This is a genomic window from Gottfriedia sp. NPDC056225 (genome assembly GCF_042267765.1).
GTDB lineage: Bacteria > Bacillota > Bacilli > Bacillales > Bacillaceae_G > Gottfriedia.
Window position 1 is genome coordinate 108,467 of sequence record NZ_JBHJTJ010000003.1, and the last position, 13,404, is coordinate 121,870.

A 13,404-nucleotide genomic window follows, 5' to 3' on the forward strand; every position below is an offset into this window, starting at 1 on the left:
TTCTGTAGGAGTATCAGAAAAAGTGAAACTTTAAGATGATAAGCCAACTGCTCTATATTAAAAACATATAGGAGCGTAATCAACTAGTCATCTTCTTAAAGAGCAACAAGATTTACGAAAACAGTCTTAATTATGAAACTACAATATTAATTTTATGTTTGAAATGACAGAAATGTATGGGGGACAAACTATATTACAGAAATATTTTTAATCACGTTAAAATACATCGGCATTTCTACCCATGCAATAAAATGAAAAAAGATATTAAAATTAAAATATGATATGATTTGTACTAATTTCAAAGAATGGGGATAAATTATGATTCGAATTTTAATCGTTGATGACGACTCACATATTAGAGAATTGCTGAAAATGTATTTACAATCAGAAGGCTATACTACATTTGAAGCAGCTAATGGAGATGAAGCTTCTACATTACTCGAAAATCAACAAATAAATTTAGCGATTGTAGATGTAATGATGCCAGGTAAAGATGGGTACCAGCTTTGCGAAGAAATAAGAGAGTATTATGATTTTCCAGTCATATTATTAACTGCAAAAAGTGAGCTGTCGGATAAAGAAAAAGGATTTGCTGTTGGGACAGATGATTATTTAACAAAGCCTTTTGAACCAAAAGAAATACTCTTTAGGATTAAGGCGTTGTTAAGGCGATACAATATGATTAGCGCTCAAAAAATTAAGCTGAACGAGACTGTTATTGATCGAAAAAGCTACGAGGTTTACTGCAATGGAAAGTTACTAATGCTTCCAATGAAGGAATTTGAATTATTATCTCAATTGGCAAGTTATCCGGATCGAATATTTACACGGGATGAGCTAATCCAATTAATATGGGGTGCTGATTTTGAAGGCGATGATCGAACAATAAATGTTCATATAAAACGTTTGCGTGAAAGGTTTTCAATTTTAACAGATGACTTTAGTATAAAAACTGTTCGTGGTGTTGGATATAAATTGGAGGTCACTAAAAAGTGAAAACTTTATACATAAGAATTGTTCTTACAATCATCGTTGTTATGATCAGTAGCAGCTTATTGGCTTTCTTTTTTTCTAATGTGTATTACCACTATCAATTAAAGCCTTATAATGATAAAAAATTAACTAAAATGGCTCTAGATATCGGTGCTTTTTATGAAGAAAATAACGAAATTAAGCTTAGTAACTATTTAAAGAGTGTTAGTAAATTAGGATATCAAATTTTAGTGGTGGATGAAAAAGGAGATAAATCCTTTTATGGAGGTTCTTTTAGAAATAAAAAACTAGGCCATAATGTTATTGATTCTGTCTTAAACGGAAAGGTTTATCACGGTATTGCTGAATTTCCAACATCATTATTTGTAACTGGTTTTTTTGACAACACTTTGAGTAATACAATTGGTGTTCCGATCAAGTCAGGGAATAATCAGCTGGCACTTTTTATGCGACCAAATGTACAGCTTCAATTTGGTGAATTGCGTATTCTTTTTTCGATTCTCCTATTACTGACAATCGTATTAAGTATCATATTTGTTTTAGTTAGTACAAGGTATATTGTCAAACCAATCATTAAATTAACTGAAGCAACTAAGAGGATTGCAGAGGGAAAATATAATGTTAAATTGCAAATTAACCGCCAAGACGAAATAGGAAAACTTGCAAATAACTTTTCACACATGTCGCAAAAATTGGGACAAATTGAGGCAATGCGCCAGGAATTTGTTTCGAATGTTTCTCATGAAATTCAATCTCCACTTGCATCAATTCAAGGTTTTTCGCAATCACTTCAAACTAAAAGCTTAACTGAAGATCAGAGAAATCATTACTTATCGATAATAGAAGAAGAAAGTAGAAGAATGTCCGTATTAAGTAAACAATTATTAACGTTAGCTGCATTAGATAAGGAAGAAAGTATTTTACAAAAAACAACTTTTGATGTTGCAGAACAAATTAAGCAGGTGGTTTTTACAACTGAATGGAGTTGGAGAAACAAGGATTTGGCTATTGATTTAGAATTACCACAAACTTTAGTCTTTGCTGATAAAAATTTACTGCATCAAGTTTGGACAAATTTAATGACAAATAGTATTAAATTTAGTCATGAAGGCGGATCAATCTCAATAAAGCTCAGTAGCAATGAAGAACATGTACAAATTGAATTTCAAGATACTGGAATAGGCATTTCTGAACATGATTTAAAACAAATATTTAATCGGTTTTTTATTGTTGATAAAGCAAGGACGCGAAAAGAATCTAGCAGCGGCTTAGGTTTAGCCATCGTAAAACAAATTATTGAATTGCATAATGGGCGAATTGAAGTAAGTAGTAAGGTTGGCGAAGGAACTAAATTTTATTTATCCATTCCGCATCATATTTCATAATTGTCATCGACTGTTCACCTGTTGTTCATCTAACATTCCTATACTTTAAATTACAAAGAGTAATTCTTTTTTTTAACACTCTTTAAAATTAAGTATATTAAAGGAGATGAATGACAGGTGTTTCTTGCATTAAGGGAATTTAAACACGCAAAATTACGTTTTTTATTAATTAGTCTAATCATGATCCTTATATCATTCCTAGTATTATTCGTTTCAGGATTAGCGAAAGGATTATCTTTTGATAATGCTTCTTCAATTGATAGCATGGCCTCAAACTATTTTGTTTTACAAAAGGAATCAGGTAAACAAATTAATCATTCAATGTTAACAGAAAGTCAAATAAATGAAGTTCAGAAACTTATTGGTGAGAAAAATTCAACTAATATTGGTGTTCAAATGACTACTTTTCTGAAGGATGGAACAGCTAAAAAAATTGATGCTACTTTATTTGGAATTGATGTGAATGGATTAGCTGCTCCTAAAGTAATTGAAGGGAAAATGATTAATAATACAACAACGAATGAAGTTGTTGGAGATATTTCCTTGAAAGAAAAAGGAATCAAACTTGGTGATCATATTTCAGATCAAATCTCGGGTAAAGAGTTTAAACTTGTAGGATTTACAGAGAACCAGTCATATAGTCATGCACCGGTTATTCATATGAATGATAAAGAATGGTCAATGGTCAATAGTAAGAAATCAATTAATACAATCGCTTTGAAAACAAATGAAAGCATGGCAAAAAAAGTAAATGAAAAAGTCTCAGGAATAGAAGTAATTAATAAAAAACAAACATTAAAAGGAATACCTGGTTATAAAGAAGAACAGGGATCATTACTAATGATGATTGTATTTCTATTCTTTATTGGAGCATTTGTATTAGCAGTCTTTTTCTATATCATTACAATTCAAAAAATTAATCAATTTGGAGTGCTAAAAGCTATTGGTTCTAAAACTAGTTATTTAGCGAAAAACATCATTTTTCAAGTTTTAGCCCTTACACTTTTGAGCTTAATCATTAGCATTTCAATAACATTTGGATTATCAAAAATATTACCAGCTGGCTTACCTTTTGTATTTGATGCTCAATTAATTATAGGAAGTTCTTTATTATTTCTATTTGTTGCAATTGTCGGCTCATTAATTTCTTTATTAAAAGTAGTAAAAATAGACGCGATTGAAGCAATAGGGAGGGCTTTTTAATGAGTAATAAATTAGTGCTAGATAATATTAGCAAAATATACAATGACGGAGATTCGTCAGCAACAACTGTATTAGATCAAGTTTCCATTCAAGTAAAAGCTGGGGAACTAGTAGCAGTCGTAGGTCCGTCAGGCTCTGGTAAAAGTACTTTCCTTTCAATTGCGGGAGCATTACTATCCCCGACTAATGGAAGAATTTTAATAGATGATATTGAAATTAGCAAACTCCCTGCAAACAAGCTGAATGAATTTAGACTTTCAAAAATCGGATTCATTTTTCAAATGTCTAATTTAATCCCTTACTTAACAGTTAAAGATCAGCTATTATTAATTGCTGAGTTAGCCGGCATAAAAAATAAAATTGCAGAAAAGAAAGCTAATGAATTACTTGATCAATTAGGATTATCAAAAAGGATGAGGAATTATCCAGAAAATTTATCAGGTGGAGAAAGACAACGAGTAGCAATTGCAAGAGCACTAATGAATGATCCAGAAGTGATTTTTGCGGATGAGCCAACTGCTAGCCTCGATTCTGAAAGAGGAAGAGCAGTAGTAGAAATGCTTTCTAAAGAAGTTAAGCAAAGACAAAAAGCTGCGATCATGGTAACCCACGATAAAAGAATGCTAGATTTATGTGACCGTGTTGTTTTTATTGAAAATGGCAAACTAACTGAACAGATTTAAAATCAAGCTAAAAAGATAACAACAGTTTATCAACAAAAATAGCCGCTATATCAATAAAAGTAATTATTTTATCAACAAAAAATCCCACTTTATCAACAAAGTTCACAGCTTTATCAATAAAGTTCACTTAATGTTCGTGTATATCTATTTTGACTGTATAAAATTTGCTGCAAAAAGAACCCGTTCGTCTTGAACGGGTTCTTCTATCATAAATGGAATCGATCTAAAAGATTCGTCTTAGCAAGGTCGATCACGTCATTAGCGTGACCATTTAATACGGCTTTTAACGTCCAGAGAGTAAAGCCATGAGCTTGCTCGATACTTACTTTAGGAGGCATTGCTAATTCTTGGCGGTTTACTAATACATCAATTAATGCAGGTCCATTATGCTCAAATGCATGGTTTAGAGCGGATTCTAAATCAGCAGGGTCTTCTACACGAATGCCTTTCATTCCCACGGCTTCTGCAAGTGAGGCAAAGTTAGGATTTTCTAAAGTTGTTCCAGTTTCTAAGTAACCAGCAGCTTTCATTTCTAATTCTACAAAACTTAAAGCACTATTATTAAATACAACTATTTTTACAGGTAATTTATGCTGGTGTATTGTTAATAAATCGCCCATCAACATGGACAGCCCGCCATCTCCACATAAAGCGACTACTTGGCGATTAGATTGTGATACTTGGGCACCAATTGCTTGAGGCATCGCATTGGCCATTGTGCCGTGGTTAAATGATCCAAGTAATCTTCTTTTTCCATTCATTTGTAAATATCTTGCAGACCATAATGTAGGAGTACCGACATCGCATGTAAAAATCGTGTCTTCATTTGCAAGGTCACTTACCATCTTAGTTAAATATTGAGGGTGAATCGGTGTACGACCTGGATTTCCTACAGCAAATTTATCTAAATCTTCACGTACATTTTTGTATGCTGAGACATATTTTTCTAAGTGACTTGAATCTTTCACATCTGTTAATAGAGGTAATAGCTGACTAATCGTTTCTTTTACATCCCCACATAACCCATAAGTGAGGGCAGCTCGTCGACCTAAATGCTCTGCTCGAATATCAACTTGTAAGATGACAGTATCATCGGGATAAAATTGACGGTAAGGAAAATCGGTGCCAAGCATTAATAAGACATCACAGTCCATAATAGCGTGGTATCCTGATGAGTAACCAATTAACCCAGTTAACCCGGCATTATATGGATTATCATATTCTAAGAATTCTTTACCTCTAAGTGCAATAACCATTGGAGATTTTAATTTTTCGCAAAGGAGCATTAAATGAGAATGTGCACCTTCACAGCCTGCTCCACAAAGTAACGTAACTTTTTTCCCATCATTTAGATATCCAGCAAGTTTCTCTAACTCAGGTTTAGAAGGACTAATCAATGGATTAGTAACATGAATAACTTGTTCTGGAACAGTTTGTCGATCTTCTAGCGCAGCAATGTCACCTGGTAACACAAGTACAGATACACCTTTTCTTGCAATAGCATGCTGCATTGCAATCGTTGCTAGACGAGGCATTTGTTCTGCTCTATATACCGTTTCACAAAAATGGCTGCAATCTTTAAATAGTTGCTCAGGACGAGTTTGTTGAAAATACTCACTTCCAATTTCAATACTTGGAATTTGAGCAGCAATAGCTAGAACAGGAATCCGGCTTCGATGACAATCGTATAATCCGTTAATTAAATGAAGATTTCCAGGACCGCTGCTTCCCGCACAAACCGCGATACTTCCACTCAAAAGTGAATCTGAACCCGCAGCAAACGCCGCAACCTCCTCATGGCGAACGCCAATCCATTCAATTCTTTCAGAGCTTTTAATTGAATCCAAAACCGCATTTAAAGAATCGCCAACGATCCCATAAATTCTAGTAACTCCTGCCTGAATCAATGAATCAATCAGTAAATCAGCAATAGTTTTCCGCATCGTAATCTCCTTCTTAGTTCATCATTATGTAATTACTACAATCTATTAAGCCTTAGGCTACAGATAAACTTATGTTTTGCAGGAACACAATATGTTATACCAAAAAAAGGAAGGAAAAGCAGAAGGTCTTAAGAATTATTACTTTAAAGCCTTTTAAAATGAATCTCTCTAAATTTGTCGAAGGATTCTATCTTGAAACTTACGTTAACGTAAGATTTATAATCTAGCTAGAAGGGGGAAGAGATGGTGAAGCTTTATTCGATTCGGGAGATGACTAATGAATTTAATACAACACATAGAACCCTTAGATATTATGAGGAAATAGGATTATTACACCCGACGTATTCTGAAAGTGGTAGAAGAAAATATTCTCCAAAAGATCGTACACGTCTTTTTTTAATTCAAAGGGGGAAGAATTTAGGTTTTAATTTACAAGAAATAAAAGAAATGATTGATTTATTTATGGTAGATCGAACAGGTGAAAAACAATTACAAAAAACAATTGAGTATGGGAATCAAAAAATTAGTGAAGTAGATAAGAAAATTAATGATTTGATCCTATTAAAAGAAGAGATTATTAGAATGAAGAACGAGCTTGAGCGAAAATTTTTAGAGATTAAGTAATATTGCTAAAGAATAGTAGGAGGGAGAACCTATGAATTTTTATAAAGAAGACCTTAATCTACAAATGATATTAAGTAAATATTTTAAAGAAGATTTTTTTGTATGGGCAAGTAAAGAATTAGAAGAGTTTGGAGAGCTTTGTGCGAATGAAATTGATCAGCGTGCAACTCATACGGACAGAGAAGGTCAACCTCGACTAATTAAATATGATGCTTATGGTAATGATATTTCGCATGTTTGGGTAAATGAGGGGTATAAGCAAACCGTAAAGGATACTTATAATAGAGGAATTGTGAGCTATCTTTATAAAACAATTCCAGAACTCGGCATTAAAGGAAATTATATTTATTCCTATGCGCAAGGCTACTTATTATCACAGACTGAGGCTGGCTTTTATTGTCCGGTTACGTTATCTATGGCTGCCACGTTTTTAGTAGAACGATATGCGGATGTAGCACTAAAAGAAAAGTATCTCCCTCATTTATTATCGACTGGTGAAACAGAATTATATGAAGGAGCAACTTTTTTAACTGAGAGACAAGGTGGTTCTGATGTAGGAGCCAATGTAGTTAAAGCAATTAAAGAAGGAGATTACTATCGCATTTACGGTGAGAAATATTTTGCTAGTAATGCAGGCCAGTGCGGAATAACAACGATATTAGCAAGAATCGAGGGTGCGCCTTCTGGAAGTAAAGGCTTAAGCTTATTTTTAGTTCCTTGGAAGAATGATGATGGCACAAATAATGGATTTACGATTCGTCGTTTAAAAGATAAGCTCGGTGTCAGAGCGGTTCCATCGGGAGAAATTGAGTTTGACGGGGCAAAAGCTTTTCTAATTGGCGATCCATCAAAAGGAATTAACTATATGATGGAAGCATTGAACTTATCAAGAATATGTAATGCAGTAGCTTCTATTGGAATTATGAGAAGGGCTTTTCTAGAAGCGAAAAAATATGCTGAAAATAGACCTGCATTTGGACAATTACTAACAAATTTTCCAATGATTCAAGAGACATTAGCAAAACTTGCATCAATTCAAGAAGTACAAACAAGTGCAGTGTTTAATTTAGTCGCCTTATACGATCGGGTGATCGGCAAAGAAAATGGAACAAATGAAGAACAAGCACTAGTCAGACTTTTAATTGCTATTTTAAAAATGCGTACAGCTGAAGAAGCAATTCATTATTCTCACGAAGCAATTGAAATGCATGGAGGAAATGGCTATATTGAAGATTTCGTTACACCTCGCCTTTTAAGAGATGCTCAAGTACTTACCGTTTGGGAAGGAACGGCCAATATATTAGGGTTAGAGATTTTAAGACTGTTTAAAAAGATGAATGTTTATCCAATTTTTAAAGCATTTATTGAAGAAAAACTAATTGATGTACCGAAAAGTTTAGTTGAAGAAAGTATAATCGTAAAGAAAAAGCTTGATGAATTAAATGAAATTGTTAATTATGTTTATACTTTAGATGTTAATACACAAACATACTACGCTAAAAAAATAGCAAATAAAATGGCTGATTTAGTTGAAGTCGTTACTGCAATTGAAGATGCGAAAGAACATATTCGAAAAGAGTACATTGCCAAAGTGATGATTCATGAACGTTATTTTAAAGATGAAATAAATAAAGAACAAATTCATTTAAAATATTATGATGAAATCGTTGATCATAAGGTTTCGATCAATAAATGATTGTCGCTACTGCTGATTAAGATAGTAAGGATATTTGTTCCTACTATCTTTTTTTGCTTTTGTGGAAACGAAAATTCTAGGTTAGGCCTAGGGTTTCAAAAAGCTAACAGCGTGGTATTAAAAAAATTCCCCCGAGGTGCTAAACTATTTTTGGTTCACCACCAAAATAGCATCATACGGAGGAATTTGTATGTCAAAAGAAGTTTTGCACATACAACACACCTTAATCAGCTACAGACATATTTCCTCATCATCATAATTCGGCGCGGAAAGGCCATTATGAACGAAATCAACCGGTTTATGCACAAAAGTCACCTATTTATGCACAAATAGATGATGTCAGGAGAACATTTCAGTAGCCATTTATGGTTTGGTCAGTAACAAAGGCTTTCAGCCGCAGAGCAACCCACCCGTTATCACGGTTGGTTATGTGTTGTAAACAGCAATTAAAAGTTATACTGTCCGTTTCATCGAAATAAAAAAGCAGACTGGCTTCTACATTTAAAGAAAACCTGTCTGCTTAATTTGGATCATGCCTACCATAATGTAGGTTTTACGACCATAAACAATAGCATTATCATCAAAAGTACGATGTAAATCCAAATAGAACGGCGAAGTAAATAAATCAATCTGCTCTGGTCTTGGTCTGGTTGGCTAAATTTCCTAATTGTAGGCGAGAAGGCTCTAGCAAGAAAGAATAGTGAGCTCACCAGAAGAAGAATCGTCATGACAATCCAAGATGTCTTCCATGACCATGAGCCTACCATTACCAACAATACTCCTGACAAAACAAGTACATGCCCGGCATGCTTAGCCAATCTGACTGCAAAGCGGAACACATCTAGAAAGCCCTGTTGTATCGCGGACTCTGAAGTACGCAACTTTTTGAGTAAAGGGATCAATACAAAAAAAGGACCGATTGATAAGATTACACTAAAAATATGTATATAAAGAAGTATTCGATATAGCATATCTATCAATATATCCGATCAATCTTGGATGAGGCGAAACTCATGAACCCATACCCTCATTTTTGGCAGCCAAGGCATACCAGGGTGGATTGACAGGATTGATTGCTTATACTCTTCTACATTCGTATAGCCCTCCTGTTTAGCATGCTCATCTGTTAATTCACCAAGGGATTGCGAATAAACCTTTTCAACAACATAACCTTGATCTTGAAGGTTCATCACTTCCCCAACATCTGCATATCTCCCGTTTCGGCGAGTAGCTGTTTTTTGTCCATTCAGCACTTTTTCGATATCTTCCTGAAGTGTGATTAGGCGTTCAATTGTACATGTTTTTGGCGGTAAAGCGTTAGTTTCATTTTGATTTGTCATCTGCTGTAATCTTCCTTTTCCATTTCAATTTTCAACCACTAGTACATCTTATCATATAGCTTTCTACAAACACTAAATAACTCGTAAAAATTTTCTAAAAATGAGGTTGTATGAAAGTTGCGCTGTTGTTATATAGCGTGTGTGTCCTATCTATTTTTTCAACATATTAATCCTGTAATTCTGTGAAACAGTAGTTGTTTCAAAATGAGTAAACGAAAAATATATAGATAAAATAAGCAGCAGGCTAGAAATGATAATGATTGGAAAGAATGATGATAGTAGCTTCGGGAATCGCTCGTTTAAGAACATAGTAGAACAAAATATTACTGAACAAGTTAATAATAATAAACAAATTAATAATAAAGATTTTGCCTCGGTGATCGAAAGCATAACGACAATCATACTTCCCATCATACCAGCCATCATGCCAGTAAAGATTCCTTCAAGCAGTGCAAGAAAGTGTAATTTCCACCCAATAAATAATCCAATTAGTGCAGAGACGCCCATAGAAATAAGTAATGAAATGAAAAATTGTTGCTGATTTGAAAGTGTAATTAGTACACCTAGAGTTAAACCATTCGTCATACTAATCATCATCATATACATCATTTGATGCATTTGGTCATTTTTAGTTGGTTTTAATTGGATTGAAATGAACGTTATAAACAGCATTACACTAATGCATACCCAACTGGTGAGCATTTATGATACCCCCTAATTATTCGATTTATATCATCATATGGACAACTAAAACTAAATAGAATAAAAAATTGACACCTATACCCCCTATGAGTATATAATAATGGTGAGGTGATAAAATGGAAAATTGCCATGATGATCAAATGGTCCCAAGAAGTGAAGAAGAAATAAATGATTTAATGAAGCGTCTTCGTAGAATAGAGGGGCAAGTAAGAGGGATTCAAAAAATGGTCGAAGAGGACCGTTATTGCATAGATATATTAACGCAAATTATGGCAGTTGAAGCTGCTATGAAAAAAGTAAGCTTCTCTTTAATTGAGAGACATGCGAATCATTGTATGGTTAAGGCAGTCAAGGAAAATAATGGTGAAGCATCGGTAACTGAATTAATGGAGGTAATTAAAAGGTACGTAAAATAAAGGGGTTGATTTAGATGAATGATGCAAAGCAGTTGACCCTTGGTATTGAAGGGATGACCTGCGCCGCATGTGCAACCCGAATCGAAAAAAGTTTAAATCGAATGGAAGGCTTAAAAGCGAATGTAAATCTTGCTTTAGAAAAAGCTACTATTATATATGAAAAAGGACAATATCAAACTTCTGATTTAATAGATAAAATCCATACGATTGGTTACGAGGTTGCTGTTGAAAAGACAACATTAAATATTACAGGAATGACGTGTGCTGCATGTTCAGCTCGAATCGAAAAAGTGATCGGGAAAATGGATGGAGTTGTTCAAATCAACGTCAATCTAGCTATGAATATCGCAACTATTTCATATTTACCGGAAGTGCGAACGGTTCAATCGATTATTGATAAAATTAGTCACATCGGTTATGAGGCAGTTATAAAAGCAGAAGATGAGGTTAAGGAAAACGACACGACACGAAACAAGCAGCTTCAATTGATTGTTTCGATCATACTTTCCCTTCCACTATTGTACTCTATGGTTTCCCATCTTCCTTTTAGTACGGATATTTGGATGCCACATTTATTAATGAATCCATGGTTCCAATTACTGTTTGCAACACCTGTTCAGTTTATAATTGGTTGGCATTTTTACGTTGGTGCATTTAAGGCAATTCGAAATTATAGTGCAAATATGGATGTACTCGTTGTACTAGGAACTTCGGCTGCTTATTTTTATAGTTTAGTTGAGTCGATTAAAACATTGACGAATAGTTCGTATATGCCACATCTTTATTTTGAGACAAGTGCAGTTTTAATCACATTAGTCTTGCTTGGAAAATATTTTGAGCATATCGCTAAAGGGAAAACTACTGAAGCAATTTCTAAACTAATGGAATTACAAGCAAAGGAAGCGACAGTTTTAGAAAATGGTAAAGAGATATTCGTACCACTTGAAGCTGTAAAAGTTGGAGATTTACTTTTAGTGAAACCGGGAGAGAAAATTCCTGTCGATGGTGTCATAGTATCAGGAGTATCTACAGTCGATGAATCAATGATTACTGGAGAGTCTTTACCGGTTGATAAAAAGGCTGAAGACAATGTAGTCGGAGCAACAGTTAATGGAAATGGTATTTTAACAATACGAGCTGAAAAGGTTGGTAAGGACACTGCATTAGCCAATATTGTGAAAATAGTTGAAGAAGCACAAGGTTCGAAAGCGCCAATTCAAAGACTTGCCGATCGAATTTCGAATCTATTTGTTCCAATTGTAATTGGGATTGCGATCTTAACATTTATAATTTGGTTTTTCGTAGTAGATCCGCAAAATTTACCAAAATCAATAGAAGTAGCTATAGCTGTTTTAGTTATTGCATGTCCTTGTGCACTAGGTCTTGCTACTCCGACTTCGATTATGGTTGGAAGTGGAAAAGGCGCAGAAAACGGTATTTTATACAAAGGCGGAGAATATTTAGAAACTACTCAAAAAATAAATGCAATCATTCTTGATAAAACAGGAACGATTACAAAAGGAAAGCCAGAAGTAACAGATTTTATTAATTTAAATCAACGAGAAGATTTGTTAAGACTCGTTGCGAGTGTAGAGAAAATGTCAGAGCATCCTTTAGCACAGGCAATTGTACAATATGCTCTTAAACAAGAGGTTCAGTTGACTGACCTTACTGAGTTTATTGCCATACCTGGATATGGGGTCGAAGCAATGATTGGAGATAAAAAGATTTATATCGGAACTCGAAAATTAATGAATGAGAAGAATATTGACTTTTCTCCTGTTGATGAACAATTGATCGCATTTGAATCTGCGGGAAAAACAGGCATGTTAGTAGCAATTAACGAGAGACTAGAAGGAATGATTGCTGTCGCCGATACAATTAAAGAATCTTCAAGAAATGCAATAAAAGCATTAAAGGATTTAAAAATAGAAGTATTTATGGTGACCGGTGATAATAAGCACACAGCAAATGCGATTGCTAAGCAAGTTGGTATTGAAAACGTATTTGCTGAAGTTTTACCTGAGAAAAAGGCAGATATTGTAGCTAATTTACAAAAACATGGGAAAATTGTTGCAATGGTAGGTGACGGAATTAATGATGCTCCGGCTCTAGCAAAAGCTGACATTGGTATGGCAATTGGTACTGGTGCAGATGTAGCAATTGAAACAGCGGATGTCACATTAGTAGGTGGCGATTTATCGCATATCCCAAAAGCAATCGCATTAAGTAAGAAGACAATGAATAATATTCGCCAAAATTTATTTTGGGCATTATTTTATAACAGTTTAGGTATTCCGATTGCAGCATTAGGGCTATTACAGCCTTGGATAGCAGGTGCCGCTATGGCATTCAGTTCTGTATCGGTAGTCTTAAACGCATTAAGATTAAAACGCATAAAAATTTAGGAGGAATTTTA

General features: G+C 34.3%; 12 protein-coding genes. 8 read left to right on the plus strand and 4 right to left on the minus strand.

Annotated elements, in window-relative coordinates; translation table 11 throughout:
- The first annotated feature begins 318 nt into the window (after positions 1-318).
- From ACFCYN_RS03915 to ACFCYN_RS03930, 4 genes are all read left to right on the plus strand, one after another.
- Positions 319-996, plus strand: a complete 678-nt coding sequence (locus ACFCYN_RS03915) for a response regulator transcription factor (RefSeq protein ID WP_375947661.1) — start codon at positions 319-321, stop codon at positions 994-996.
- Positions 993-2,378 carry a sensor histidine kinase gene (locus ACFCYN_RS03920; protein ID WP_375947663.1) on the plus strand — a complete coding sequence of 462 codons (1,386 nt, stop codon included), beginning with the start codon at positions 993-995 and terminating at the stop codon, positions 2,376-2,378. Before ACFCYN_RS03915 ends, ACFCYN_RS03920 begins: the two co-directional genes overlap by 4 nt.
- 117 nt (positions 2,379-2,495) lie before the next feature.
- Positions 2,496-3,581 carry an ABC transporter permease gene (locus ACFCYN_RS03925; protein ID WP_375947665.1) on the plus strand — a complete coding sequence of 362 codons (1,086 nt, stop codon included), beginning with the start codon at positions 2,496-2,498 and terminating at the stop codon, positions 3,579-3,581.
- Positions 3,581-4,264: an ABC transporter ATP-binding protein gene (locus ACFCYN_RS03930; protein ID WP_172445994.1), complete on the plus strand. Its 684-nt coding sequence runs from the start codon at positions 3,581-3,583 to the stop codon at positions 4,262-4,264. Before ACFCYN_RS03925 ends, ACFCYN_RS03930 begins: the two co-directional genes overlap by 1 nt.
- A 206-nt stretch (positions 4,265-4,470) precedes the next feature.
- On the opposite strand, the gene poxB is transcribed toward ACFCYN_RS03930, so the two are convergent.
- Positions 4,471-6,207: a ubiquinone-dependent pyruvate dehydrogenase gene (poxB, locus tag ACFCYN_RS03935; protein WP_172445993.1), complete on the minus strand. Its 1,737-nt coding sequence runs from the start codon at positions 6,205-6,207 to the stop codon at positions 4,471-4,473.
- Between the two features lie 243 nt (positions 6,208-6,450).
- Between poxB and ACFCYN_RS03940 the strand changes: the two genes are divergently transcribed.
- Both ACFCYN_RS03940 and ACFCYN_RS03945 read left to right on the plus strand, forming a co-directional pair.
- Positions 6,451-6,831, plus strand: a complete 381-nt coding sequence (locus tag ACFCYN_RS03940; protein WP_216853900.1) for a MerR family transcriptional regulator — start codon at positions 6,451-6,453, stop codon at positions 6,829-6,831.
- 31 nt (positions 6,832-6,862) lie between these two features.
- Entirely contained in the window at positions 6,863-8,527 is a 1,665-nt protein-coding gene (locus ACFCYN_RS03945) for an acyl-CoA dehydrogenase family protein (RefSeq protein WP_375947667.1), read from the plus strand.
- A gap of 536 nt (positions 8,528-9,063) precedes the next feature.
- Here ACFCYN_RS03945 and ACFCYN_RS03950 read toward each other — a convergent pair.
- The 3 genes from ACFCYN_RS03950 to ACFCYN_RS03960 all read right to left on the minus strand — a co-directional run bounded on the left by ACFCYN_RS03950 (position 9,064) and on the right by ACFCYN_RS03960 (position 10,569).
- Positions 9,064-9,498, minus strand: coding sequence for a hypothetical protein (locus ACFCYN_RS03950; RefSeq protein ID WP_375947669.1), 435 nt, complete (start codon positions 9,496-9,498; stop codon positions 9,064-9,066).
- Positions 9,499-9,516: 18 nt separating this feature from the next.
- On the minus strand, positions 9,517-9,867 hold the full coding sequence (locus tag ACFCYN_RS03955; RefSeq protein ID WP_375947671.1) for an ASCH domain-containing protein: 351 nt from the start codon (positions 9,865-9,867) through the stop codon (positions 9,517-9,519).
- A gap of 150 nt (positions 9,868-10,017) precedes the next feature.
- Complete coding sequence (locus tag ACFCYN_RS03960; RefSeq protein ID WP_375947672.1) at positions 10,018-10,569, minus strand: hypothetical protein; 552 nt, start codon at positions 10,567-10,569, stop codon at positions 10,018-10,020.
- Positions 10,570-10,685: 116 nt separating this feature from the next.
- Between ACFCYN_RS03960 and ACFCYN_RS03965 the strand changes: the two genes are divergently transcribed.
- Positions 10,686-10,985: a metal-sensing transcriptional repressor gene (locus ACFCYN_RS03965; RefSeq protein ID WP_098120134.1), complete on the plus strand. Its 300-nt coding sequence runs from the start codon at positions 10,686-10,688 to the stop codon at positions 10,983-10,985.
- Positions 10,986-10,999: 14 nt separating this feature from the next.
- Complete coding sequence (locus ACFCYN_RS03970) at positions 11,000-13,393, plus strand: heavy metal translocating P-type ATPase (RefSeq protein WP_375947674.1); 2,394 nt, start codon at positions 11,000-11,002, stop codon at positions 13,391-13,393.
- Positions 13,394-13,404: the final 11 nt, after the last annotated feature.

Coding starts and splice junctions, on each gene's coding strand:
- ACFCYN_RS03915 (WP_375947661.1), top strand. CDS start 319: ATGATTCGAATTTTAATCGTTGATGACGACTCACATATTAGAGAATTG.
- ACFCYN_RS03930 (WP_172445994.1), top strand. CDS start 3,581: ATGAGTAATAAATTAGTGCTAGATAATATTAGCAAAATATACAATGAC.
- poxB (WP_172445993.1), bottom strand. CDS start 6,207: ATGCGGAAAACTATTGCTGATTTACTGATTGATTCATTGATTCAGGCA.
- ACFCYN_RS03940 (WP_216853900.1), top strand. CDS start 6,451: ATGGTGAAGCTTTATTCGATTCGGGAGATGACTAATGAATTTAATACA.
- ACFCYN_RS03945 (WP_375947667.1), top strand. CDS start 6,863: ATGAATTTTTATAAAGAAGACCTTAATCTACAAATGATATTAAGTAAA.
- ACFCYN_RS03950 (WP_375947669.1), bottom strand. CDS start 9,498: ATGCTATATCGAATACTTCTTTATATACATATTTTTAGTGTAATCTTA.
- ACFCYN_RS03955 (WP_375947671.1), bottom strand. CDS start 9,867: ATGACAAATCAAAATGAAACTAACGCTTTACCGCCAAAAACATGTACA.
- ACFCYN_RS03960 (WP_375947672.1), bottom strand. CDS start 10,569: ATGCTCACCAGTTGGGTATGCATTAGTGTAATGCTGTTTATAACGTTC.
- ACFCYN_RS03965 (WP_098120134.1), top strand. CDS start 10,686: ATGGAAAATTGCCATGATGATCAAATGGTCCCAAGAAGTGAAGAAGAA.
- ACFCYN_RS03970 (WP_375947674.1), top strand. CDS start 11,000: ATGAATGATGCAAAGCAGTTGACCCTTGGTATTGAAGGGATGACCTGC.